Source organism: Methylobacter luteus IMV-B-3098 (assembly GCF_000427625.1).
GTDB classification, from domain to species: domain Bacteria; phylum Pseudomonadota; class Gammaproteobacteria; order Methylococcales; family Methylomonadaceae; genus Methylobacter; species Methylobacter luteus.
Genome location: NZ_KE386569.1, coordinates 1,565,036 through 1,586,395 on the forward strand (window position 1 = coordinate 1,565,036; position 21,360 = coordinate 1,586,395).

General features: G+C 48.9%; 26 protein-coding genes. 5 read left to right on the forward strand and 21 right to left on the reverse strand.

Translation table 11 applies throughout. The features are described 5' to 3' along the window. Positions 1-98: 98 nt before the first annotated feature. The 3 genes from METLU_RS24955 to METLU_RS0109110 form a co-directional block, all read right to left on the reverse strand. Positions 99-1,439 carry a right-handed parallel beta-helix repeat-containing protein gene (locus METLU_RS24955; protein WP_051299849.1) on the reverse strand — a complete coding sequence of 447 codons (1,341 nt, stop codon included), beginning with the start codon at positions 1,437-1,439 and terminating at the stop codon, positions 99-101. 1,386 nt (positions 1,440-2,825) lie between these two features. Then, positions 2,826-3,383, reverse strand: a complete 558-nt coding sequence (locus METLU_RS0109105; RefSeq protein ID WP_027157941.1) for a hemerythrin domain-containing protein — start codon at positions 3,381-3,383, stop codon at positions 2,826-2,828. A gap of 84 nt (positions 3,384-3,467) precedes the next feature. After that, complete coding sequence (locus METLU_RS0109110) at positions 3,468-4,343, reverse strand: hypothetical protein (RefSeq protein WP_027157942.1); 876 nt, start codon at positions 4,341-4,343, stop codon at positions 3,468-3,470. 352 nt (positions 4,344-4,695) lie between these two features. Here METLU_RS0109110 and METLU_RS24960 point away from each other — a divergent pair, with 352 nt between their 5' ends. Both METLU_RS24960 and smbP read left to right on the forward strand, forming a co-directional pair. Then, positions 4,696-5,184 carry a PRC-barrel domain-containing protein gene (locus METLU_RS24960; protein ID WP_081679061.1) on the forward strand — a complete coding sequence of 163 codons (489 nt, stop codon included), beginning with the start codon at positions 4,696-4,698 and terminating at the stop codon, positions 5,182-5,184. Positions 5,185-5,281: 97 nt separating this feature from the next. Then, positions 5,282-5,590: a small metal-binding protein SmbP gene (smbP, locus tag METLU_RS0109120; RefSeq protein WP_027157943.1), complete on the forward strand. Its 309-nt coding sequence runs from the start codon at positions 5,282-5,284 to the stop codon at positions 5,588-5,590. A gap of 976 nt (positions 5,591-6,566) precedes the next feature. On the opposite strand, the gene METLU_RS24965 is transcribed toward smbP, so the two are convergent. From METLU_RS24965 to METLU_RS0109185, 13 genes are all read right to left on the reverse strand, one after another. Beyond that, positions 6,567-6,986: a hypothetical protein gene (locus METLU_RS24965; RefSeq protein WP_051299850.1), complete on the reverse strand. Its 420-nt coding sequence runs from the start codon at positions 6,984-6,986 to the stop codon at positions 6,567-6,569. Continuing rightward, positions 6,964-7,404, reverse strand: coding sequence for a phage holin family protein (locus METLU_RS0109135; protein WP_027157944.1), 441 nt, complete (start codon positions 7,402-7,404; stop codon positions 6,964-6,966). Before METLU_RS0109135 ends, METLU_RS24965 begins: the two co-directional genes overlap by 23 nt. A 3-nt stretch (positions 7,405-7,407) precedes the next feature. Further along, positions 7,408-7,653, reverse strand: coding sequence for a glycine zipper domain-containing protein (locus METLU_RS0109140; RefSeq protein ID WP_027157945.1), 246 nt, complete (start codon positions 7,651-7,653; stop codon positions 7,408-7,410). A gap of 99 nt (positions 7,654-7,752) precedes the next feature. After that, complete coding sequence (locus tag METLU_RS0109145; RefSeq protein ID WP_027157946.1) at positions 7,753-8,070, reverse strand: hypothetical protein; 318 nt, start codon at positions 8,068-8,070, stop codon at positions 7,753-7,755. Positions 8,071-8,296: 226 nt separating this feature from the next. Further along, a complete protein-coding gene (locus METLU_RS0109150; protein WP_027157947.1) occupies positions 8,297-8,731 on the reverse strand; it encodes a DUF2383 domain-containing protein in 435 nt (144 codons plus the stop codon). A 36-nt stretch (positions 8,732-8,767) separates the two neighbouring features. Continuing rightward, entirely contained in the window at positions 8,768-9,292 is a 525-nt protein-coding gene (locus tag METLU_RS0109155) for a quinol:electron acceptor oxidoreductase subunit ActD (RefSeq protein WP_027157948.1), read from the reverse strand. Positions 9,293-9,312: 20 nt separating this feature from the next. Beyond that, the gene (locus tag METLU_RS0109160) at positions 9,313-9,705 is read right to left on the reverse strand and encodes a BON domain-containing protein (protein ID WP_027157949.1); all 393 of its coding nucleotides are present in this window, start codon (positions 9,703-9,705) and stop codon (positions 9,313-9,315) included. Positions 9,706-9,879: 174 nt separating this feature from the next. After that, the gene (locus tag METLU_RS27865; protein ID WP_155920514.1) at positions 9,880-10,140 is read right to left on the reverse strand and encodes a hypothetical protein; all 261 of its coding nucleotides are present in this window, start codon (positions 10,138-10,140) and stop codon (positions 9,880-9,882) included. Between the two features lie 12 nt (positions 10,141-10,152). Next, entirely contained in the window at positions 10,153-10,410 is a 258-nt protein-coding gene (locus METLU_RS0109165; protein WP_027157950.1) for a DUF883 family protein, read from the reverse strand. Positions 10,411-10,881: 471 nt separating this feature from the next. Then, complete coding sequence (locus METLU_RS0109170) at positions 10,882-12,024, reverse strand: PQQ-dependent sugar dehydrogenase (RefSeq protein ID WP_036242978.1); 1,143 nt, start codon at positions 12,022-12,024, stop codon at positions 10,882-10,884. After that, entirely contained in the window at positions 12,024-12,350 is a 327-nt protein-coding gene (locus METLU_RS26680; protein WP_027157952.1) for a BON domain-containing protein, read from the reverse strand. Before METLU_RS26680 ends, METLU_RS0109170 begins: the two co-directional genes overlap by 1 nt. Next, positions 12,347-12,898, reverse strand: coding sequence for a ferritin-like domain-containing protein (locus METLU_RS0109180; protein WP_027157953.1), 552 nt, complete (start codon positions 12,896-12,898; stop codon positions 12,347-12,349). Before METLU_RS0109180 ends, METLU_RS26680 begins: the two co-directional genes overlap by 4 nt. An 86-nt stretch (positions 12,899-12,984) precedes the next feature. After that, positions 12,985-13,332, reverse strand: a complete 348-nt coding sequence (locus METLU_RS0109185) for a BON domain-containing protein (protein ID WP_027157954.1) — start codon at positions 13,330-13,332, stop codon at positions 12,985-12,987. A gap of 858 nt (positions 13,333-14,190) precedes the next feature. Between METLU_RS0109185 and METLU_RS24975 the strand changes: the two genes are divergently transcribed. Beyond that, the gene (locus METLU_RS24975) at positions 14,191-14,958 is read left to right on the forward strand and encodes a Crp/Fnr family transcriptional regulator (RefSeq protein WP_036242979.1); all 768 of its coding nucleotides are present in this window, start codon (positions 14,191-14,193) and stop codon (positions 14,956-14,958) included. Between the two features lie 76 nt (positions 14,959-15,034). On the opposite strand, the gene METLU_RS0109200 is transcribed toward METLU_RS24975, so the two are convergent. Both METLU_RS0109200 and METLU_RS0109205 read right to left on the reverse strand, forming a co-directional pair. Next, a complete protein-coding gene (locus tag METLU_RS0109200; RefSeq protein ID WP_027157956.1) occupies positions 15,035-16,960 on the reverse strand; it encodes an LTA synthase family protein in 1,926 nt (641 codons plus the stop codon). Continuing rightward, complete coding sequence (locus METLU_RS0109205; RefSeq protein ID WP_051299851.1) at positions 16,951-17,661, reverse strand: phosphatase PAP2 family protein; 711 nt, start codon at positions 17,659-17,661, stop codon at positions 16,951-16,953. The genes METLU_RS0109200 and METLU_RS0109205 overlap by 10 nt, the downstream gene beginning before the upstream one ends. Positions 17,662-17,859: 198 nt before the next feature. Between METLU_RS0109205 and METLU_RS0109210 the strand changes: the two genes are divergently transcribed. Then, complete coding sequence (locus METLU_RS0109210; protein ID WP_027157958.1) at positions 17,860-18,063, forward strand: hypothetical protein; 204 nt, start codon at positions 17,860-17,862, stop codon at positions 18,061-18,063. A 108-nt stretch (positions 18,064-18,171) separates the two neighbouring features. On the opposite strand, the gene METLU_RS0109215 is transcribed toward METLU_RS0109210, so the two are convergent. From METLU_RS0109215 to METLU_RS0109225, 3 genes are read right to left on the reverse strand one after another with little or no spacing between them, the layout of a single operon-like run. After that, a complete protein-coding gene (locus METLU_RS0109215; protein WP_051299852.1) occupies positions 18,172-19,443 on the reverse strand; it encodes a sensor histidine kinase in 1,272 nt (423 codons plus the stop codon). Then, on the reverse strand, positions 19,427-20,116 hold the full coding sequence (locus METLU_RS0109220) for a response regulator transcription factor (protein WP_027157960.1): 690 nt from the start codon (positions 20,114-20,116) through the stop codon (positions 19,427-19,429). Before METLU_RS0109220 ends, METLU_RS0109215 begins: the two co-directional genes overlap by 17 nt. 38 nt (positions 20,117-20,154) lie before the next feature. Then, positions 20,155-20,625 carry a hypothetical protein gene (locus tag METLU_RS0109225; RefSeq protein WP_027157961.1) on the reverse strand — a complete coding sequence of 157 codons (471 nt, stop codon included), beginning with the start codon at positions 20,623-20,625 and terminating at the stop codon, positions 20,155-20,157. Between the two features lie 337 nt (positions 20,626-20,962). Here METLU_RS0109225 and METLU_RS0109230 point away from each other — a divergent pair, with 337 nt between their 5' ends. Beyond that, positions 20,963-21,241, forward strand: coding sequence for a hypothetical protein (locus tag METLU_RS0109230; protein WP_036242980.1), 279 nt, complete (start codon positions 20,963-20,965; stop codon positions 21,239-21,241). Positions 21,242-21,360: the final 119 nt, after the last annotated feature.

The window sequence follows — 21,360 nt, forward strand, 5'->3', positions numbered from 1 at the left end:
GTTTTTTTCACAAATTTCGATCATTCCCGCTGGAACTGCCGTACAAGGCGCAAGAACAGATTGAAAAAGCTCCCGCCTGGCATCAGACGGGAGCTATCTCAACGGAGGATGAAATCATTTGATCCCACATTCACATCGCCGGTAGCCGTCACAACAATACCCTGCTTGCCTCTGTGATTGGGATCCAGCAGTTCAATATAATTTCCCGTAATCAGTATCCGGTCCGATTTAACCGTATCCTCGGTCCTGACGGGCGTCCTTATTCCCGTAAAACCAAAATCCTGGGAATGCGTGATGGTATTGTCCAGAATCTGCAGATCCGTGCAGGACGCGCAGCCGATGCCGACATTGCCGACATTGGTGACCTTGTTACCGGTAATCAGCACATTGCTGAAGGACTCTTCAGTCGCATAGCCGGGATCGACACTGATGCCCCAACATGTCTGCTCAGCCGCTCCAATGTCTTCAAAAACCGTATTGTCCTTAATGGTCAGCCCATTTACGACACCATGCACCACTAGGGATACGCCCGCGCATTTGCCGGCAACAAACGTTGATTTGGTCAAGGTATTGTTGGAAACCGTAATGCCGAAATTATTGGAAGCCCCAATATAGATATTATGGTTGAATATTTTCCTGGCAAAGCCATTATTGGTGAACTTGTTGTTGTCGATCACACAGTCATTGCAGCCGCCCAGCCAGCCCTGGCCGTTATTGTTAATGATCTGTGAGTTCCTCAACTCGATATTCTCATTGACCCGATTGGCGCCGGGATTGGGTGCATTGGCGCCCGCCGAGTACATGCCGATATCAAACCCGTCAATCGTGAGGCCGTCGACTGTTACGAAATCCACGTCATTGAACAGGAAGATGCCGAACCCAGTGCCCTTTCCCTTGAGCGACAGATTTTTGACGACATAGCCTTCGTCATGGTCGGCATTGCCCCCATCCTGAAAATTTAATACGCCATTAGAGGTGCTGCTGGTAATGAGCGGTAGTTTGGCATTGGTAGATTTTGTAGATGCTGCTGCATTAGGCGGTATGTAGTCAGCGATTGTGCACGGCGCATCCGCAGTACAATGTTGATTGAACAATCGGGGATAAGATGAAGTAAATGTCCCGCCCCGGCAGAACAGAATGGCATCCCCGGCATTCAAGTACTTGAATCTTGACATGGCAAAATCAAAGGTTGCCCATGGCTGATAAGGTGACGAACCGCGATTACTATCCGAGCCATCATTGCAGACATAAAAATTCTGAGCCTGGACTGGACCGGCAAACAGGCCAAGCAACAGCAAGCCTGCCTTAACAGTAAATAGATATTGCTTTATTGTCACATCCCGAATCAGCTTGTTACGGGCAGATTCAACCTTGCTTATGCGGATAGTTGTCGATGGCTTTATCTCGGTTTTATTCGATATCTTCTGTGTGGTTTTCATAGTGGTTTCTCCTAATATGAAAACAATTGTAGAATCGAAAACGAATCAAAAAAGCTAACTGCGTCACATAATGAGTACTGCAAGGCCAGCAAAACAAGGAGAACGCAATAAATTTTAATGTATTTTTAAAAACGCACCCGCTCAGCCATGCCACTGAGGATGTGCTCTAAAGATGAAATGCCGAAATTGATGAAGCCGATGCACTATCCCGCATTAACCATTGCAGCAGCGACTATCGGCCTGTGATTTGGCCGCGATGATCCGCTGGCCATAAAGAGTATTGCCCTGATGGACATTGGGAGTCATCGGACAAATAAGTATATATGGATAAATGGAGGAAAGGCGCTCACTGATTACGGTGAGCGCCTAAATTGCCTGTCAATAACTTATCCGGTGCGTCCGGATCATCAAGTCCATTTGTGCCCGACAGGCCCATCGCTAATTTCCTGATAATTTTTCTTCCGATTTCGTCATGATCCTTCGCGAGGACGCTCAGACGAGGCTGAACCACATGGCATGCAATTTAAAGTCAGTGCATTGCCATGCTCGCCATTTGCCGACAGCTTTCAGCACACTCACGGCAAGTAGACGCACATTCTTCCATATCTCCGATGCTTTCACAGTCCATGGCGCAGGCCTCGCAGATTTCCGCACAGACTTCACAGGTGCGAGTATGGAAACGGGAACTGCTAAGCATGAAGCTGGCTGACAACTGACACATCTCGGCACAGTTCACCATCAGGCGAAAGTGCTCAGGCTCAACGTGCCGTCCACCCATTTCCAGACATTGATTCATCGCGGTTTTCCAACAAACCCCGGCGCAACGATTACACATCTCTATACACGACTTCATGGACTGGAAAGAAGAAGGAGTAGAGGTTTTTCTTTGTTCAGGCTGAATACTAGACATGGTAGGGATTCTCCAAAATTTAGAAAGACAAGCGCCACCTGAAAAGGCACGCTACTTGTAGAAAACCAGGCTTCGCCACGCACATTACGTCAAACCTGATAATCAATTTAACCCGAAATAGCAATTTCAGTCAGTGCGTTGCCGTACATACAACACTTTTTGTGATATATAGGACGAATTTTTCGATAAGCTTCCTGCCTCTTTCATGTGAGTTTGGTAGTGGCAATGCCTACGCCCCGCCCTGATTGATCGTGAGCTTTTCACCGGTCTCGGGACGAAAAGGCTCAAGGCTTTCATGTTGTTGCCATTCATTTCTTCATTCATATTGAATCCCTTCCGTAAAATGTAATAACAACCTTCTCAGCCCTCGGCCGATCAGGCCAGTGTAAAAAATAAAAGATCCGAAATATGAATATGGCTTTGGATTGCGAGGCCCGGACATGAAATCGGGCCTCGTCTTCATACCTGAACAGGAACTAAGGCATTGGGCCGCGCTGCGTCTGCTCGCTGCCCGGCTGGCCCTTGCGCATTGATGCGCCAACCATGCCCATATCCATCTGAAGTTCCTGCTTGCGCTGACTGAGCCGTTGACCTAGCGCGGCCATATCGATTGAGGCTTTTTTGAGCATGGGAAACATCTTGCCTTCTTCTTCCTTGATGTGGTGTTCAACCATCTCTTTCAGTACCGTGACTTTAGCGTCATAGTATTCTTCCTCGGGCGCCATCAACACCAATTGTTCAATCTGATCCTTGGTTGCCGCATGTTCGACAGCCGCTTCATCCATGATGTCCAATTGACCGATCGCTTCCATGGCGGCCGGATAGAAGATTTCCTCTTCGAGCTTTGCATGAATTGTCAGTTCCGTGCATATCTCCATCGCAAGGTCCAGCTTTTCATCCTCGGCATTCTCATCGGCTTTGATTTTTTCGAATTCCTCGAACAGCTTTTTTACCTTGTTGTGATCCTGAGTGAGCAGCGCTATGGCATCCTGTCCACTACTGCCGCCGGCTGACTGCTTCTCTGCCTGGTTCATAACGTTTACCTCTATAAATTTAAGAACGGAAAGCCAACGATGCGCATTCCGAACTCTATAATTTTCATTATGGCCATTTGACGATTAAAGTTCTTCACGAACCTCTACATCAGGGACCGGTGTTCCGACAATACCGCCCAAAGCGCCCGCTATAGCGCTCAACAGAATCACGATAAAACCCCATAAGGCCGACCATGATACCGCTTTGGCCGTGCTGTCAGCCGCTTCCCGGGCTGCTTGTTCAGCCTGTTGATAGGTCCTTTCCCAACTGTTGACCCGACTCGTCGCTTCATCCACGCTCATGCCCGTGCGTTCCACGAGCAGATTAATTAGCGCTGTACGATTGTTTTCCTTGGTCCCCGTATCATCAGCTGTCAGAAAACGTTCCAGCGTCGAATTGAACTCTGGGTCTATTACCTGTGGTGAGCCGGGTGCTTGCCGAGGGGAAAGCACGGCCCTCGCATCTTCTTTGATATCGTTCCATGGCACGACCGAGGATGCAGTCTCCGCCATGCCACGAGCGCCCGTGCCTAATACACTGGCGGTACCGCTCACTACCGAGCTGATGGCGCTGCCCAACAAATAAATGGTGATCAGCGTGGTCAGCGCCCAGACCAGCAAGCCATGCAGCAGACCGTCAAGATGGCGCAGGTAGCCGGAGAACTGGGCCGCAACCCAACCTCCGATGACCAGCGAAATGAAACTCGAAACAACCCACCATAAACCGGCGCCGATGCTGAATGCGCTCGCGCTCGGCGTACCTCCTACCCGTAACGGGTCAATTGTGCTCATGCCAATGCCGGTGCCCAGCATGCTCAGTAGCACCTGAACGCCCAAGGCGACAGCGACGCCGGCAAAAACCGAGGCCCAGGATACGTGTTTTATCCATCGTGTGCGCCCTGGTCTGCGAGGTGAGATGCCGGGTCTTACATGCGTTTCTTCATAGGATACATTGCTCATGACCATATACTCCAAAGCCAGTTAATCGAAACAATGAGCATCTACTCTAGCAACTGCCGACGCCGACTATGTCATGTTCAAATAGCTGCTCAGCTTGTATTTTGTTCGTTCTATATCTTTCGATCTATATCTATAGATGCTCAAAGTTTACTCAATAACTGGTTATCTTGTCGGTACGCTGACGTACATAAATATGCCGGCATTTTTTGCCGTCGGATTATCTTGTCCAAATTTATTTCTATGTGTGCAACCGTACCGATTATTTTAAATTTTGTAGGTATCCTCTTACGGTAAGATGCTGGAGGTAGTCGTTCCAGTTATATTGAACTTCATTATTATTGAGGAGGCGAACATGAGTTATATAGATCGTGACACTTATGGCATGTACAAGGGCAGACTCAGCGATGAGGGCCCTGGGCCGCGATTAATGGGCGCAGACACGCTGCTGGGCAACGATGTTTACAATAGCAAGGGCGAAGATCTGGGTGATATCAAGGAATTCATGCTGGACATGACTTCAGGCAGAGTGGCTTACGCTGTACTTTCGTTCGGAGGCGTGTTAGGGATTGGCGATAAACTGTTTGCAGTCCCTTGGGATGCGTTAAAACTGGATATAAAAAACAAACGTTTTACGTTGGATGTCGACAAGGAACGTCTGGAAATGGCGCCAGGATTCGATAAGGACCGCTGGCCCGACATGGCCGATGAAACCTGGTCAAGAGAAGTCCATTCATTTTATGGAACAAAACCGTATACGGCAGAGTCTATTCAACAACCGTATTCAAGTGAAACTGGAACTGGCACTACGCGTTCCGGTGAATCCGGTCCTACATGTCATTAGCTGTTTTTCTGTACCGCGCTGCCTCGGCAGTGCGGTTTTCTCTCGGTCATGCGAGAGTACTTTTCTTAAAATAAAAAACAATTGGAAGGGTGTCTATATGAATATGAAATTGTCTACTTTATTGGCTGGTATTGTTCTGAGCTTAGGCTCTGCTGGCGTTTATGCTGAAGAAAACCACATGAATGAAGCGCTCAAACATGCCGAGGCTGCTGCTAAACTTTCTGATGGAAAGGGTGTCGCTCAGCATGCTGAGCAAGCGAAAAAACATGCGAAAACTGCCGATGAACATCTCGATGCCGGCATAAAGAGCCTGGAAAACGCCATTGAGCATGGCAATATGGGACATGGTGATATGGCTCAGAAAGCCGCCGAAGAAGCAGTAACCCACATCAAGGCCGCTCAATAAAATTATTTTAATCAGAGCAACTGAGCAGCGGCGGAAATTAGACCGCTGATCTTAAAAATTCTAAGGAGTGTGGTTAACCTGAATAACTTTTTGGGGTGCCTCCTACCACTTGTCACGCAGTCAATTCTCAGCGTGAATACGACCTCGGTTTTATTCCGAGGTTTTTTTTGCCTTTTTTATGGACCTGGTTATCTTTTAAATACCAGGACAACATAATCGATTCGTTAGACTGGAATACTGGTTAAAAATCATAATCGACAAATAAAGCAAAATATCCGCGGAACAAATAACAGGGTTTGACTTGTCCTGGCTAATGTTGAGAACAATAAGGCAGTGTGAATATCCGGGACAGCCAGGCAATTCTGTAGCCTTTAAAATTCTGAATTTGATCCGACAGCTTTAAACATGAGTATGGATGAACCGGACATTGGCTGTCCGGTTCATCCATGATGTGACAGTCGCAACGCTCACTTCGGAAAACAGTAACTCAGATGGCAGCTTCTCAGATAAATCGCGCGGCCGCCGGATTAAATGACTGACCTCACACTTTGAATCTCTGGAACACCATGCGCTTGGAACTCCTTCATCAGAAGCGCCATACAGGCCAGCCAAGACCAGCTCGCGGCGGGTCGTTCCATAACAATAGCGATGATCTTGTACGAAGCTTCGTAGTTGGAATAATTTTTTGAAAAAAATCTTGCGGGTGTGCTTGAGGCTGGTCGATTGCCGCGCAATTATCGGAGATAATCTTTCCCAATCCAGGATGTTTACAGCGATTTGAGGCCTTTGACGATAAGTTGTGCGGTAAACTCAAGGCCGATGAACCGTCGGCAAACAGAACGATGTGAAGCCCGCTCGATCAGTAGCGGGGCTGGCGTTACCTCAAGACAATCAGCCTGAGCCGCAAGCCGGCAAATCCCCAGGATCGGTAGCCGCTGGCGTTAAAACTTACTGGTGCCAACTGGATTGAAACAGACTAGACAGACGGGTGTTGACTTTTTTTAACCTTGGGGGCAAATCCTGTTTTTGATGCATCCTCCGGAAAAAAGGTATCCATAATCCAGACCAGCGGCAATGCCTGATATAAATTACGCGCCACGGACATGAAATTCATAGCCTTTTTTAAAGGCCTCTCATTGACATCTGACTTGGCCCCGGTAGGCCGTTCTTTTTTAGCCGGGCGCTTGGTCAATTCGCCCACAATAAAACCGACCTCGCCAGCCAACAATAAAGTGGTCGGCAAGGTCATTTCATGCCGAAGATCCTTGACTAAAACATCGGTACGAACATGGACAATGCGTTGCCAATCCATAATCCGCTGTTCAGTCTCTTCGATTCGCGCGTTTAAAGCAGCCAGATTCTCTTTGCCGTGATTATTGTTTTTGCCTGTCTTCATGTGAACCCTCCTTACCCCGAAGACTACGAACTGTCTCTGGAAATAATAAATAGCGACTCCTGCTCCGTATGAACCAGAACAGCAATAACGCAACCACTAAATTAGCGCCGGCGATCAACAGGACGGCCTCGGTACCGCCTACCATATTGCTCTCGATCAGCGCCAGCGCGGCGGCGACCATGAGACCGATCCAGACGCCGATCAGTAAAACCGCCATGACGACCCCTGCCACGATCATGCTCACCAGACTTTTGCCGGCCCGTTTTGTTTCCAGCGCGGCAAGCTTTATATGATCATGTGTCAGCCCGCGCAGTTCCTGCCATAGCAGTCGGACATCTTCCAGCAAGTCGGCATGTATGCCCGGCTTGCCGGAAGTGACGGAGTGTACAGGCTTTTCCTTTGGAGTACGGATAGCCATCTATCATCTCCTGTGTTCCAAAGTTTGCGTCGTTATCTGGCTCAACATGAAGCCGGCCGCCAACGCAATGCCCATCGAGGTGAATGGATGCTCGCGGATGTAATCGCGGGCATCTTCCATCAGTTGCTCTTCCATCTCTTTTAACTGCTCGCCTTTCTCGCCGAGCGCCTCGGTAGCCTGACTGGTGACGCTGGCAATTTTCTCGGCTGCTTCTTCCGCGGCGCTTGATAGTTTGTCTATAGTTTCCATAGTCGTTACCTTTGTTGAGATTGTTATAAAATCGCAAAGCCTTAAAAAACAGGCCCTAACGGAACCTTAGCGGATTTTTTTATAAACAAATTTCCAGGATTATCTGCCTCTGGACTGCGCCTTCTCTAAAATGAGACTCCCATATTCATGCTCTTCCAGCTTGCCGGTTTTGCCGGCATCAACCGTATCAAAATGCCTGAGCAGCTCAGGATAGTCCGCCAGTTCATCCTTGGTCACATAGTGATCGCCATTCTTGTCTGCTTCCGCAAAAGTCGGCGATTTTTTTATGGCTTGCCCCTCTTCCATGGCGCCCGAGCCCATGCCCTCGGAATGTGCCGATTGAATGATACAGACAAGGCTGGCGCCAAAAACAACAGGCAGCCACAATTTTTTCTTGAAAGAATTAAAGGTTTTCATATTGACCTCAGCCGATGGTTTAATCTGCAAAAAAAATCTATCAACCGTACTGAAACAGTTTCCAGACCATAATGCCATGTACCCATTGACACGTTTTCAAAATATCACCCCATTTCAACCTCAACCGAGGCCGGGACAATCGTTGAACCAGTGAAAAAACCACATGGACAAGTTAACGGATTGCCCACGCTCATTCACTAGAAGGTACTAACATCCGGCCAGGCATCTAACTGCTGAGCAGCCGATTGATCGCCCGGATATTCTCCTGCTGTGAAGCCACATACTTCGCCTGAATCAGCGCGCTCACCTCCGAAGGAATCTCGGGGTCCTGCGCCGCTTGCTCATAATCGTCCAGGCCGCTTTTTTCTCCGGCCAGCAATGCATTCAGCATGGCATCCTTACCCAGCAACTCGGCGCCGCTCATGACGGCTTCGGACCATGATCCCCATAAGCCGGAATCGCTGGTAGGGGTGCCGCCCATTTGCTGAATCTTTTCCTGCAGCTCGGAAACGGCTTCGGTATGTTCTTCATATATGGGCTCCAGATAGGCGATTTCCTTGCGTTGATTCTCTTCTTCGAATTTTTCCAATGCTTGATGATAGGTCTCTGCCGCGGATAATTCGTTCTTTAGCAACTTCTCAACTTTGTCAATGCTTGCCATATGAAACTCCTGATCTGATTTGGGTTAAAAAACAATCTAATGATATTTTGCTTCAACTTCACCCGTGGTTGAGATGTCTTCGGCATTGGCTTCCTCAAAAATGTCTTTCACTTTTGAGCGCGCTTCCGACGTTTCCGTATGGACAGAAATCAGCGCATTGCCGCCGTGAATTCTGCCTTCATAACGCTTGGCCTCATACTCCGGAATACCCATGCCGATCAGAGCGCCGGCCAGGCCGCCGGTAGCAGCACCAAGAGCCGCACCGCTTAAAGCGCCCATGATAGGTCCTGCGGCAATAAATGGCCCTATACCCGGAATAGCCAGCGAGCCAATGCCCGCCAGCCATCCCAATATGGCGCCTGTACCGATGCCTATAGTGCCCCCAATAGCCGTGCCTTCGGGTGATTTGGTGTGTTTTTCATGACCGAATTCATGCTCACTGGTTTTATCCGGCAGCAGCACGGAAATATCGTTATTGTCGAAACCGGCCGCTTTCAGTTGACTGACGATATGTTCCACCTGGTCGTTAGTTTGAGCGATACAAAAAACTGCTTTATTCATGACATTCTCCTTACAACCGGTTACGGCGCTTTAATTTCAAGTTGGTTGTCAACCTGAGTCACGCCTGACGTTTTCTGAGCGATGGATTGCAGTTTGGTTTTTTCCGCCGCGCTGTTGACGGGCCCGCGTAAAGTTACCATACCGTTGCGCGTGATAATCTTCACATTATGAGCGTTGACAGACAGCGACTCATCGTCGGTAATGGCTCTGCGAATATTTGCCGTGACCTGGAGATCGCTCTCATTTTGAAGCTGGTCTTCAGGTGTCAATGTTGTATCGCCTCTATCGCGTACATTGCGCTCGGTATTTTCGGCAGGGTTGCCGGTAGTCCCAGCTTCGGCTCTGGTCAGACCTGTGATCAGCATTAAACCGGCCGCCAATGTCAAGGTCAGTAGTGATAATCGTTTTGACATAGTGATTCTCCTTAAATAAAAACTTTATTAGTTTCGAGGCCCATTTGCCCTCCCAGCCAGCCTTTCCATTTACAAAACAATTTCTCATCAGTAACTTAAGATTAAGAACAATAATTGTCGCGAGCCTATCCACTAAGATGCACAGCTTCCGCCATTTCTGAAAGCAAGGTCCGGTTACAGCGCTGGAAAAGAAAACTTTGGCGATTCTGGTAAATTTGCATTGACCCATGACGGCGCTACGCTCTTGCGCAACGCCGTCACCATTAACATTAAGTCGACGCGTTGTCGGTGTCCCGTCAAATGCCTGTCTTTCTCAAGAAGATCCGGACAACTTAATCGGTCTTGCGGCAACGCGTAAACGTCATGTACATCTTTAATCGCTAGGGTTTCTTTGCCTCCCCTTTTTTCTAAAGATGGCTGTTTTTTATGAAACACGCCGGGCTCGATCTAGCGATGGCCCATCAGGCGGCTCAATATAAACCCGCTGCCAAGCGCTATGCCTAACGATGTCACCGGATTTTCGCGTACATACTCGCGCGCATGCTCCATCAGACGTTCTTGAGCATCCATCATTTGCTCGCTCTTCTCGCTGAGGGTTTCCGCGGCTCTATGAGTGACTTCGGCGGCTCTATCCACGGCTTCATGTGCGCCGGCTTTAACGCGTTCAACAGTTTCGCCGGTATTACCTTGTCTTGTCGTTTCCATAATGTTCTCCAGTATTGATAAGTTATAAGATCATAAAGATCTCAAAAAAAGTGCCCGTATGTGACACATGCTGTTTGCTCCGCTTCTGGATGCCGAGACTCAGCGGCCAGAATCATTGGAGTAGAAGTTAATTAAAGATCAGATAAATAATGACCAGCACAAACACTGGTACACCCAATAACCATCCAAGCACATATTTACCCATAATATGTCTCCTAAACAGGTAGGACTTATTGCCTCTATCCCCGTTTCGTGCCTGCCAGTTACTGACAGGCTGGAATAGTGGTAACAAGATGCTGTCATCAAACTATTTTTTCCGCTATTTCACGCGGCTTAACTGTGATGCATCTTGTATGACATGATAGATATAAAATGCCGTATAGTCGGTTCGATAACGCACATAAAAATTCGTGCTGTACCCTTGCTGGCGGACGTGGTTGTATACCGCGACCTTATGTCGCGGAAAGAGGTCTAATGATTGCCGTAGCTGATTCGGTATATCGCGCCCGATTTGTCGTCGGAAACCATCAGTGCACCGTCCGGCGCGACGATGACGTCAACCGGTCGTCCCCAGGCGGAATTTCCTTGCAGCCAGCCCTCGGCGAAAGGCTCGTACTTCACCGCCTCATTCCCGGCGAACGTGACCATGCTGACCCGGTAACCCAGCTTGGAACTGCGGTTCCACGAACCGTGCTCGGCGATAAAAATACGGTTCTGATAGGAGACCGGAAACTGATGCCCCGTATAAAACCGCATGCCCAACGCCGCGACATGAGGGCCCAGCCTTTGCGCGGGTCCGGTGAATTCTGAACAGGGATTGCGAAGACCGAATACCGGATCGGGCAGTTCGCCGGCATGGCAATAGGGATAGCCGAAATGCATACCCGCCACGGGCGCATGATTGAGTTCGTCGGGCGGCGCATCATCACCCAGCAGATCGCGGCCATTGTCGGTAAACCACAGTTCATGCGTGTCCGGATGCCAGTCATATCCGACCGAGTTGCGTATGCCGCGCGCGAACACTTCAGCCTTGCCGTTGCTGTCGATGCGAATGATGATGCCGTAGCGATCAGCCTCCGGCATACAGATATTGCACGGCACGCCAATCGATACATACAGCTTGCCGTCGGGTCCGAAATGCATGACGCGCAAGCCGTGGTGGGCATATTTGAGACCAAGGTCATAAATGACCCGGGGCGCCGGCGGCTGGGCGAGACGGTTTTCCACATCATCGAACCGCACTATGCGACTGCGCTCCGCCACATACAGAGAGCCATCCCTGAAGGCGACGCCATGCGGGTTCTGCAAGCCCTCGGCAATCACGAGCACGCCACCTTCATCACCGTTGCGCGCAGGGATGGCATAGACCTTACCTTCTTTATAAGTACCGACAAACAGCGTGCCCTTGTCTCCAAACGCCAGGGTCCGCGCGCCGGGCACATTGTCCTCATATATTGAGATAGAGAATCCGGCCGGCAGCGATATCCGGTCCAGTCGGGCACCGGGCGTAAAGGAACAGGCGCTCATTGAGGTCAGCAGCAGGGCCATGCAAGCACCCTTGTTCAGTCTGACAACCCCTGACCGAATGCTGCTTTTAAAGCAATGATTCCGCATTAGGGCTCCTGCACAATAAGATCATTATCCACGGATTCCACGTCGTCGACCTGTTCGGTGATAGCCTGCGCGCGCTGTTTCTGATCCGGTAACGATACCGTGCCGCTAAGCCGGACAGTTCCCAGATAGGCCTCGACCTGGACAGGCGCGCGCCGGATTTGCGGGTCGGCAAGCAGCGCACCTTTGATTTCGGCGATCAACTCCTGATCTTTTTGATATTCCTGCTCCTGAAAATAAAGACGAACAAGTTCGCCATATCCACAGCCGGCGATCTGGGCTGAAGCGGCTGACAGCGCGATGAGCGTTGCCAGGCTCGATAGTTTCACGAACCCGCTTCCGCCGACCGCCCCTGCAATAGATCGACCAGTTCGTCGGCATGCTCCTCCTCCACGGCCAGGATGCCTTCGAGTATGTTGCGCGTGGTCGGATCGCGCTCGCCGATGTACTGGACCATCTCGCGGTAGCTGTCGATGGCGATGCGCTCCGCCACCAGATCTTCCTCGATCATATCGACCAGCGAATCGCCTTCGACGTATTCCGCATGGCTGCGGCCGGACAGGCTGTCCGGCGAGAAATCGGGCTCGCCGCCCAACTGTACGATACGTCGCGCAATCTGATCGGCATGCCCCAGTTCCTCATTGGCGTGCACGAGAAACTCGTCAGCGATACTCCTGGACTGGATGCCCTGGGCCATAAAATAGTGGCGGCGGTAACGCAGCACGCAGACCAGTTCCGTGGCCAGCGCGTCATTGAGCAGTTTGATGACTGTCTGCGCATCGGCCGCATAGCCGGCCGTTACCGCGCCGTCGTCAATATGCTGGCGTGCTTGCTGGCGCAGGGTCTGGACATCGGTCATATGATTTTTCTTGGACATGGAGACCTCTCTGTTCGGCATCTGATCGTGCGTTTAATAATAATCCGCGGGCCTCTGCTTACGCAGTGGCCCGTGGTCCATCAAACTTATCTATACCCAGTCTCTCTAAGCCGCATATCATTTTTTACCGATCTGACACCCTCAACTCTTTGAGCAACCTCGACCGCTCTGGTGATAGCGTCCCGAGATTCGACGAAACCGCTTAATTGCACATTGCCTTGATGTGTTTCAACGTTGATTTCGGCGGAATCCAGGCCAGGCTCGTTAAATATGGCCGCTTTCACCTTGGTGGTAATGGCGCTGTCATCAAAGTACTGGCCGGTGGCGCTTCTTCCGGCCAGCGTATCAGAGCCTTCATCGGTCGTCGCGCACCCGGCTATCAATGCCAACATCAGAGCCAGAAAAAATGCTGAACAATGCTTGATTGATTTCATAGCTAATTCTCCAGATGAATAATTAAATGATGACGGTCAATTCGATCACGATTTATACCCGGATACTAGATGGCGCCTACCCTTGGAGCGAAACGGCAATGCATCGTCAGGCAAAGGCTATGCGTCAATATGAGCTATCTGTTTGCGATGTTTGACCCATGCCATCCAGGCTTAATAAACAACATACCCAAAGGATTCAGTTATTTCGGCAGAAAACCGGCTCTGTCGCAAAGACTGAGCGTAATGCATGACCTAAAGTAACTCTAGATCTAAAATTAGACGACGTCGGTTCGGTGTCGAACATAACGTTTTGCGTTATTTACTGATGCTATGCGACTGCAGGGTCAAATTGGCCTGGAACGCCTGCTGTCGGCATTCGACCTTAAAAAGTCCGGGATACCGGAAATGACATGCCCTACGAATACCTTCCGGGGCACAAATGAATTCGCTGTCTGTCGCTCCGCCTCTTCCTTAGCTCGCTTAGCGCAATCGAACAACACCAAACTATCGATCAGCGCGGCCTGCAAACTGCCGCAAAAAACTTTTCCGCCTTGATGGCGGCCATTCCGGGATTCAAAGCCCATTATTTGGTTTTCAACCCTAAAAAATAACTGAAATTCGAAGTAAAGTCTGTGCGGTTTCGAACAGATAACTGTTTATTGAACCTTACCTTTTTGTCATGTTCTACACGCTTAAACGGGCTTTTACTTTAGAGTGAGCTCATTAAATGCTTCTTTGACTTTTTGTGTTTATATTAAAAAATCCTTAATAAACATAACATTAAGTATTCGTGCTTATTGTCCTAATCCTTCAGCCAAAGGACAATGCCTCGCAATTCAAACCAGCCAAAGTTTAATTATGTCCATGCATAATCCTCGACAAAATTATCTTATTAATGCATTGCCTCCGCTCATCTTCGAACGCTTGGCGCCGCACCTGGAACTGGTTCCGATGCCCCTCGGGGAAGCACTTTACGAATCCGGCGACCCTTTGCATCATGTCTATTTTCCTACGACTTGCATTGTGTCGTTGCTTTACGTGCTGGAAAATGGCGCTTCGGCCGAAATTGCCGTGGTCGGTAATGAAGGCATGGTAGGGGTAGCCCTGTTCATGGGGGGCGGAACCATGCCTAATCGGGCGGTCGTGCAGAGCGCGGGGCACGCCTATCGTTTGAAGGGGAATATCCTCAGGCAGGAATTCAATCGTTCCGGCGGACGCCGCTATGGCATGCTGCATCAATTGTTGTTGCATTATACGCAGGCATTGATGACACAGACATCGCAGACAGCCGTCTGCAACCGGCATCATTCAGTAGACCAGCAATTGTGTCGTTGGTTGTTGCTGAGCCTGGACCGACTGCCCTCGAATGAATTAACCATGACCCAGGAATTAATTGCCAACATGCTCGGCGTACGGCGCGAAGGCGTCACGGAGGCGGCCGGCAAGCTGCAGCAAGCGGGGTTAATCCATTATAGCCGCGGCCATATCACTATAAAGGACAGGCCTGGGCTGGAGGAGCGGGTCTGCGAATGTTACAAGGTGGTCAAACAGGAGTTTGATCGCTTGCTGCCTTCCGACCACGCTCAGATTCATGCCCAGTTCCGTTCGGTAAGATATGCCCGCTAAGCCGGAAAACAGGCTGTGGAAGCATTTCGCGAGAAATAATCAGACACGCCATGTACCTTGCTTTCACAGCCGCGCGCTACTGATACCGATTTAAACGATGAGACCAGATATAGTCGGCCGATTGATAATAAGCCATTTCTTCCTCAACCAATCGAGTTTCCGAATTGATATCGACGGATCGATGCGCGCCTAAGGGATCGGCTATCACATCAATCTTTTGCTGTGGCGACAGATACACCAGTTTGTTACCTTTAACCAAGCCCAGTTTCTGGTAATTGCTGATCAGCGCCCGGCCCTCGTCCTTACGCATGCGCATCAGATCGCGTCCGTAAAACTGGCTTTCATAGCTGAAGTTCAAAAGCCCCAGGACCGTTGGCGCGACATCGATCTGGCTGGACAAAATATCATTGCTCTGGGCCGGCACATGCTTGGGCGCATAAATGAATAACGGAATATGGTATCTGTCCAAGGGCAGATCCACTTTGCGGGCACTGCCGGCGCAGTGATCCGCGACCACGACGAAAACAGTATCGTCAAACCAGGGCTTGGTCCTGGCCAGACTGATGAATTCCCGCAGCGCGTAATCAGTATATTTGACCCCGCCTGTGCGCCCTGTACCTGATGGAATATCGATCCTGCCGTCCGGATAGGTATAAGGCCGATGGTTGCTCGTGGTCATGATCTGAAAGAAAAACGGCTTGCGGTTTTGATGATCCAGGTCAGCTTCCTTGACTGTACGCTTGAAAATAATGTCATCCGACACGCCCCAGGCATTGGAAAATGTCACTTCCTCGTCAGTAAAATCAGTTTGATCCACGATGCGGTAACCGTTGCCGGCATAAAATGCGTTCATATTGTCAAAGTAACCGCGGCCGCCGTATAAAAAAGCCGTATCGTAACCGCGCTGCTGGAACACATGGCCTAAATTGAACAATTTGCTATTGTCCGGCCGCTTGACGATCGACTGCCCAGGCGTAGGGGGAATCGACAGGGTCAATGCCTCAAGCCCCCGGATCGTGCGCGTGCCGGTCGCATAAAAGTTGGTAAACAAGAGTCCTTGTTTGAACCATTCATCCATGAACGGCGTAATGTGCTCGGTATTGCCGAAGGCGGTTAAAAACTCGGCGCTCAGGCTCTCAACGGTAATCAAAATCACATTCAAATGTTTTTCCTGGCCGGGTTGCCTGACCATGCGCTTGATGTCATACAATTTCTCGCCGACAGCCGGCAAAGGCTCTCCCGCCAATTCGGACCTGATTACACCGGATAGCTGTCTGTCATCGCCCAATTTGTAGAAATGCCGGTAGTCCAGCTCATTATTCCGAAATGCCGCGAAGAACTGGTAAGGACCATTGGCGGCCAGTTCATTCAGATAGGTATTGGCGGAAAACTGATGCGATGACTGCCCGACCGCGATATAGCTGACTAGCGGCAAACTCAGCAAGGCAGCCGTGATTTTCAGCCTCAAAGCAAAAGGTTCGCTGGTATTAAAGCTCTTCGACAGAAATTTTCTCGTCGACAGGAAACAGACAGTCGTCACGAACAAAAGCCCCGACAGAATCCAGCCCAGCGGATACGATTCAATAATGTTGTTCACCACCTCGTGGGTATAAATCAGATAATCGACGGCAATGAAGTTGAACCTGACCCCGAATTCGTCCCAGAACGTCCATTCAGAAGCCTCGACAAAGAACAGTGCGTATAAACTGATAAAAAAACCGGCAAAGACAATGATCCTGTTGATTTTGCTTTGGTAGGCCGCGTTCGGCAGAACCAGCAGGTACAGCGAAAACGGAATCAGCAGATAACTGAAAAAAGCCAGGTCATGGCCAAGACCCAACAGAAAAGCCAGGGCTATTGAATAAAACGAAACGTCCAGGTCAGCCAGTTGTTTGATCAGCAACGCGACCCTGAGCAGGGCAAAACTGATCAGGTTAATCAATAAAAAAAGTAAAATACCGGTGAATCGTGATTTCTCAAATAATCTTTTTGCTATGTCCATTGCAGTTGTCTCCTGAAAAACAGCATGAATAATATGAATGAAAAAAACCAGCATACGGCCAGCGCAAATAGGTCATGACTTAAAAAATGCGCGCCACGCATTTGCTGAGCAACGCCGTAGACAGTGCCTAAAATCAGGCCAAAATACAGTCCGTAAGACTTATAGTCCGGCTTAACCAGAAGCAGAAAAAAGTAAAGGCTGAGGAAAGTGAATCCCGAACCGGCATGCGCGGCAGGAAAACAATGCCCTGCCTTTAGGTGGTTGCCCATGTAATCAAACAAACGTATGTAGGGTTTATCGCCGCCGAACAGCACCAGGCTCCAGGGGCAATCAACATGCGTATGGCTTTTCAACAGCACGATAATCAGCGGTCCGCTGATGCCCGAAACCAATAAAAAAAGCAGAGGCCGGCGATAAGGATAGAGGGCCGAATTTGATCTGAACGAAATGAGCCAGCTCAGCATGGTGGCTGCCGCCAGCAAATAAGTTAAATACCGGCCGCCACTATGCAGAACGTTTTCGACTAGCCAGTGTTCTTTATACGGCCATTGATGCAGACTGGCATTATAAAAATGCCTCGTAATCCATAAGTCCGCGCGGAAGAACTCCAAAACTGCAAATACAACCGCGAACAATAAAAACGGAACGATAAAATGGACAATGATAAATTTATCGAAATCCAGCCTGATTGGTTTGAGCAAAGCTTATTTCCTTATTAAAATTAAGGTAATATTATAAAAAAAGCTCAGTTAAACCATAATTAACGTATCGTTAATTTTGCGTTAAGAAGTATGGGAATATAAAAACCACTTTTTTTTTATGGTTATTGTGTTATAGTTAGCCCGCTGTTTAACTTAACAGCATTTTTAAATATTCATATATTCTCATAGGTAAATGAAATGATCGAGAAACAAGAAAAAGATAATTTCTGGCTGTATGTTGGCGCTGGCGTACTTGCTTTTGGTGCTGTAGTCTTCATGATCAAAGGTGGTGAGCACGGAAAATATGAAACTGCAAAAAAATTAATTGCGGAAGATGCTCACAATTCAGCTTACGCTATTGGTCATGACGTCAATAAGAAATACGCTGAAGACGCAAAATAACAATTACTAGAGGAGGTTCGCTTTTTCGGTAAGCCTGTGATTAATTACCGACAAAACGACAGAGCTTTTCACACCGGTTCCCAAACGCCCGTTTGGGAACCGAAACTGTCAGGAAATTGAGGACGAATTAAACAGCCATTGCACTTGCGTGCCTTGATCTTTAACGCTGTCGATCTTCAGTTGCCAACCGTAATATTCACAAATGCGTTTGGAAATAGCCAGTCCCAGGCCGCTGCCCTGGCTGGACGCTCCGCGATAGCCCCGTTCAAATATCCGGTTAATCTCATCCGTATCGATACCCTGCCCTGTATCAGTCACCGCAAATGCATGCTCATCAAGAGATATGGTCACCGTGCCCTGGCTGGTATAGATAAATGCATTCCTTATCAAATTACCCATCAACATGGAAATAATGGGCGGCGAAGCATTAATGCTGGGCGGTCCGTTAACTCGCTTGATGACCTTCACCTGCTTATCCAACAAGTTTCTATGGTCTTCTATCAGCCGATCAATAATCGCGGTCAGTTCGATTTTATCGGTTGCCTCGCTTGTCGACACGGGACTGCGGGCCAGACGTAACAAGGTAGCCAGCCGTTCTTTCATTTCAATGGCCGAACGTTGAATACGTTCTATGCGTGGCCTGATGTCATCGGGCAGGTCCCGCAACAGCAGTCCTTCGCTGGCAGCCATAATGATAGCCAGAGGAGTTCTTAACTCATGACTGGCGTTACCGGTAAATTCCCTTTCACGCTGGACCAAAGCCTGCAGGCGCTCCTTATAGGCATCGAACTCCAGCGCCAGCATCCCGACTTCATCATTGGTATAGTCCTCCGAGAGATACTCGGTAGAGTTTTCCGGGTTTAGCGTTTTAATGCGCCGGGCCAGCGTCGCTATCGGCTCAATCACTTTTTTGGAAAGCCAAAGACCGTACCAGGTTGCCAGCCAGAGAATAATGAATACGGCGGCAACCAGATAGGTTATGAGATTGTATTCAAGGGTTTCAAAACCGGTGTCATCGTAGACTATATAATAGTGGGTCTGATTATGCGCTTTAATCACGACATCATAGACATGCTGGCCATGCTCAACATCATGAATACCTTCCGGATAGGTCGACAGAAAGCTGATTTCATCCGGCAATTTGCCATCTTCGACTTTATAGGCAGTCCAGTTTTTCGACTGTTGTATTGATAAAGCCGGGTTACGATCCGCCAGCTGAATGAAATGTTCCAGTTCCTCGACCAGATAAGCTCCCATCACCTGCCTTTCCAGTGATTCGAAGGCCAGTATCAGGAACGTGATCATAAACAGGCTTAGCAGGAGTCCCAGCAAGGGATAGGATAGAAATATCCGGGATCTGATCTTATGATGGTATGGCATTGCCTGGCTTCAATTGATAACCCACGCCTCGAACGGTATGCAGCAACGGTGAGCTGAACGGCTTATCAATGGCGTGGCGCAAATGATGAATGTGTACGCGTAGCGCCTCGCCATCGGGAGGAGTGTCCCCCCATATGCTGTATTCAAGATGCTGCCTGGACACGACTCGTGGTGATTGTCTCATAAGCAGTTCCAGAATCTGGAATTCAATCGCGGTCAGTTCGATCGTTTTTCCGTCCCGTCTCACTTCGCGCGTTTCAGGCGCCAGTTCCAAATCGCCGACAGTCAACATCGACTGTTGATGCAGGCCGGTAGTGCGGCGAGCCAATGCGTTAAGCCTGTACTTTAATTCCTTCAAAGAAAAAGGTTTAACCAGATAGTCATCCGCCCCTCGTTCAAAGCCGCTCAGCCTGTCATCCAAAGTATCGCGAGCCGTCAGCATCAACACCGGCACCCAATTGCCGGCATCCTGCCGCAGGCGCCGGCACACTTCCAGCCCATCCATTCCGGGCAGCGTCAAATCCAGAATAATGGCATCATACTCGTTGACCACGGCCAGATGGAGACCGGTAATCCCATCGGTTGCGGTATCTATCGTATCGCCCTGAAACTCAAGAAAATCGGCCAGTTCGCTGCATAGATCCTGGTTGTCTTCAATAATAAGCAAGCGCATATTAGGTGGGAAGGCCGATAAACAGCTAGCGCCTTTTATTATTCTTCTCGTTCTTTTTTGATGATATTGCCTTTGTTGTCGACCGTAACGCTCCAGGTCTGATTGCCAGAGACTACGGACAAATCATATTCCTCACCCGGACCATTAGGATTGACGATTAATATGGCCTCTTTAATTTCAAACTTTGTAAAAGCCGATTTAAGATTGTCATTAACGGGATCGGGCATCAGGTTCGAGGAATCGATTTTTTCGCCGCTGACATAAAAATGTCCGTCTTTTCTATAAAGTTCGATTTGCTCGCTCTCACCGTCTTTAAAATGGACCTCATACACGTCCTGACCAAAATGTGTTTTTTGTTCAGCCTTGATACCCGCGGCATTCGGATGCCGTTTTTGAATCTCTGCCATTATTTTTTCGGGAAGAGCTTCTTCAGCCGCAACCGAAGGATCGGCGGCGAAAACAGGCGTAGCCAGAACTAAAAAACAGAGGTTTAAAAGATATTTACGCATTTATATGACCTGTAAGTAAAAATATGAACCTGGTAGTGCCGGTGCTGGGTCGTATTTTTTTTAAAGCACTTCCATAAAAAGAAATGGACACCGCAAGTTAAAGAAAAACAATAAAAGCCCAATACGATGGAGCCAGCTATTTTGAATAGCGAAGCCCGCGTATATTACCCGCCTGAACCTAACTTTCCAACTTTTCATAGGCTGGCCGAATCCAGAGACGATATATCGACAGATAGATGTTTCTACAGTGCAGTTATTTTAGGAAGTATCGAGAATATTTGTTACACTTCGCGTCCGTAAATGCTTACAAATTAAGAAACACAGCATTTCGGCCATAATGCACATGCACCTGTTTGTGGTTGCGTTCTTATTGAACGCCATCAGTATGGCTTTAATTGATGAAAAGAATTATAAAACAGATGGCGACGGACAAAGGTCTATGTCGCCGTTTGCTATTGATAAAAGAGAAACCGCTCTGACTGTCATGCGTCACGTCATGCCCTGCATCAAAATCAAGCACCTCATATCCATTTCGACTCTATCATCAATGGCGATGCTTTCAGCTTTAAAAGCAATTGTGCAATCACCAAAAGCATGGCGGGTACAACATGCATGAGAGCGTGCAACCTCGGCACGAATATATTGCTGACGGCATGAAGCAAGCGGAGCGATACACTGCCCTCGCCGGTCTGCTTGTTGGTCCGGAAGATAGACAATATGGGACGTTTTTTAACA

What these genes read in the sequence shown, in the direction of transcription:
- METLU_RS24975 (WP_036242979.1), top strand. Translation starts at nt 14,191, where the DNA reads ATGTCCATGCATAATCCTCGACAAAATTATCTTATTAATGCATTGCCT.
- METLU_RS0109110 (WP_027157942.1), bottom strand. Translation starts at nt 4,343, where the DNA reads ATGAGCAATGTATCCTATGAAGAAACGCATGTAAGACCCGGCATCTCA.
- METLU_RS0109225 (WP_027157961.1), bottom strand. Translation starts at nt 20,625, where the DNA reads ATGCGTAAATATCTTTTAAACCTCTGTTTTTTAGTTCTGGCTACGCCT.
- METLU_RS0109105 (WP_027157941.1), bottom strand. Translation starts at nt 3,383, where the DNA reads ATGAACCAGGCAGAGAAGCAGTCAGCCGGCGGCAGTAGTGGACAGGAT.
- METLU_RS0109140 (WP_027157945.1), bottom strand. Translation starts at nt 7,653, where the DNA reads ATGGAAACTATAGACAAACTATCAAGCGCCGCGGAAGAAGCAGCCGAG.
- METLU_RS0109135 (WP_027157944.1), bottom strand. Translation starts at nt 7,404, where the DNA reads ATGGCTATCCGTACTCCAAAGGAAAAGCCTGTACACTCCGTCACTTCC.
- METLU_RS0109160 (WP_027157949.1), bottom strand. Translation starts at nt 9,705, where the DNA reads ATGTCAAAACGATTATCACTACTGACCTTGACATTGGCGGCCGGTTTA.
- METLU_RS24965 (WP_051299850.1), bottom strand. Translation starts at nt 6,986, where the DNA reads ATGAAGACAGGCAAAAACAATAATCACGGCAAAGAGAATCTGGCTGCT.
- smbP (WP_027157943.1), top strand. Translation starts at nt 5,282, where the DNA reads ATGAATATGAAATTGTCTACTTTATTGGCTGGTATTGTTCTGAGCTTA.
- METLU_RS0109145 (WP_027157946.1), bottom strand. Translation starts at nt 8,070, where the DNA reads ATGAAAACCTTTAATTCTTTCAAGAAAAAATTGTGGCTGCCTGTTGTT.
- METLU_RS0109150 (WP_027157947.1), bottom strand. Translation starts at nt 8,731, where the DNA reads ATGGCAAGCATTGACAAAGTTGAGAAGTTGCTAAAGAACGAATTATCC.
- METLU_RS0109220 (WP_027157960.1), bottom strand. Translation starts at nt 20,116, where the DNA reads ATGCGCTTGCTTATTATTGAAGACAACCAGGATCTATGCAGCGAACTG.
- METLU_RS0109165 (WP_027157950.1), bottom strand. Translation starts at nt 10,410, where the DNA reads ATGGAAACGACAAGACAAGGTAATACCGGCGAAACTGTTGAACGCGTT.
- METLU_RS0109185 (WP_027157954.1), bottom strand. Translation starts at nt 13,332, where the DNA reads ATGAAATCAATCAAGCATTGTTCAGCATTTTTTCTGGCTCTGATGTTG.
- METLU_RS0109170 (WP_036242978.1), bottom strand. Translation starts at nt 12,024, where the DNA reads ATGCGGAATCATTGCTTTAAAAGCAGCATTCGGTCAGGGGTTGTCAGA.
- METLU_RS0109230 (WP_036242980.1), top strand. Translation starts at nt 20,963, where the DNA reads ATGCACATGCACCTGTTTGTGGTTGCGTTCTTATTGAACGCCATCAGT.
- METLU_RS0109200 (WP_027157956.1), bottom strand. Translation starts at nt 16,960, where the DNA reads ATGGACATAGCAAAAAGATTATTTGAGAAATCACGATTCACCGGTATT.
- METLU_RS0109210 (WP_027157958.1), top strand. Translation starts at nt 17,860, where the DNA reads ATGATCGAGAAACAAGAAAAAGATAATTTCTGGCTGTATGTTGGCGCT.
- METLU_RS0109180 (WP_027157953.1), bottom strand. Translation starts at nt 12,898, where the DNA reads ATGTCCAAGAAAAATCATATGACCGATGTCCAGACCCTGCGCCAGCAA.
- METLU_RS24960 (WP_081679061.1), top strand. Translation starts at nt 4,696, where the DNA reads ATGAGTTATATAGATCGTGACACTTATGGCATGTACAAGGGCAGACTC.
- METLU_RS0109215 (WP_051299852.1), bottom strand. Translation starts at nt 19,443, where the DNA reads ATGCCATACCATCATAAGATCAGATCCCGGATATTTCTATCCTATCCC.
- METLU_RS24955 (WP_051299849.1), bottom strand. Translation starts at nt 1,439, where the DNA reads ATGAAAACCACACAGAAGATATCGAATAAAACCGAGATAAAGCCATCG.
- METLU_RS0109155 (WP_027157948.1), bottom strand. Translation starts at nt 9,292, where the DNA reads ATGAATAAAGCAGTTTTTTGTATCGCTCAAACTAACGACCAGGTGGAA.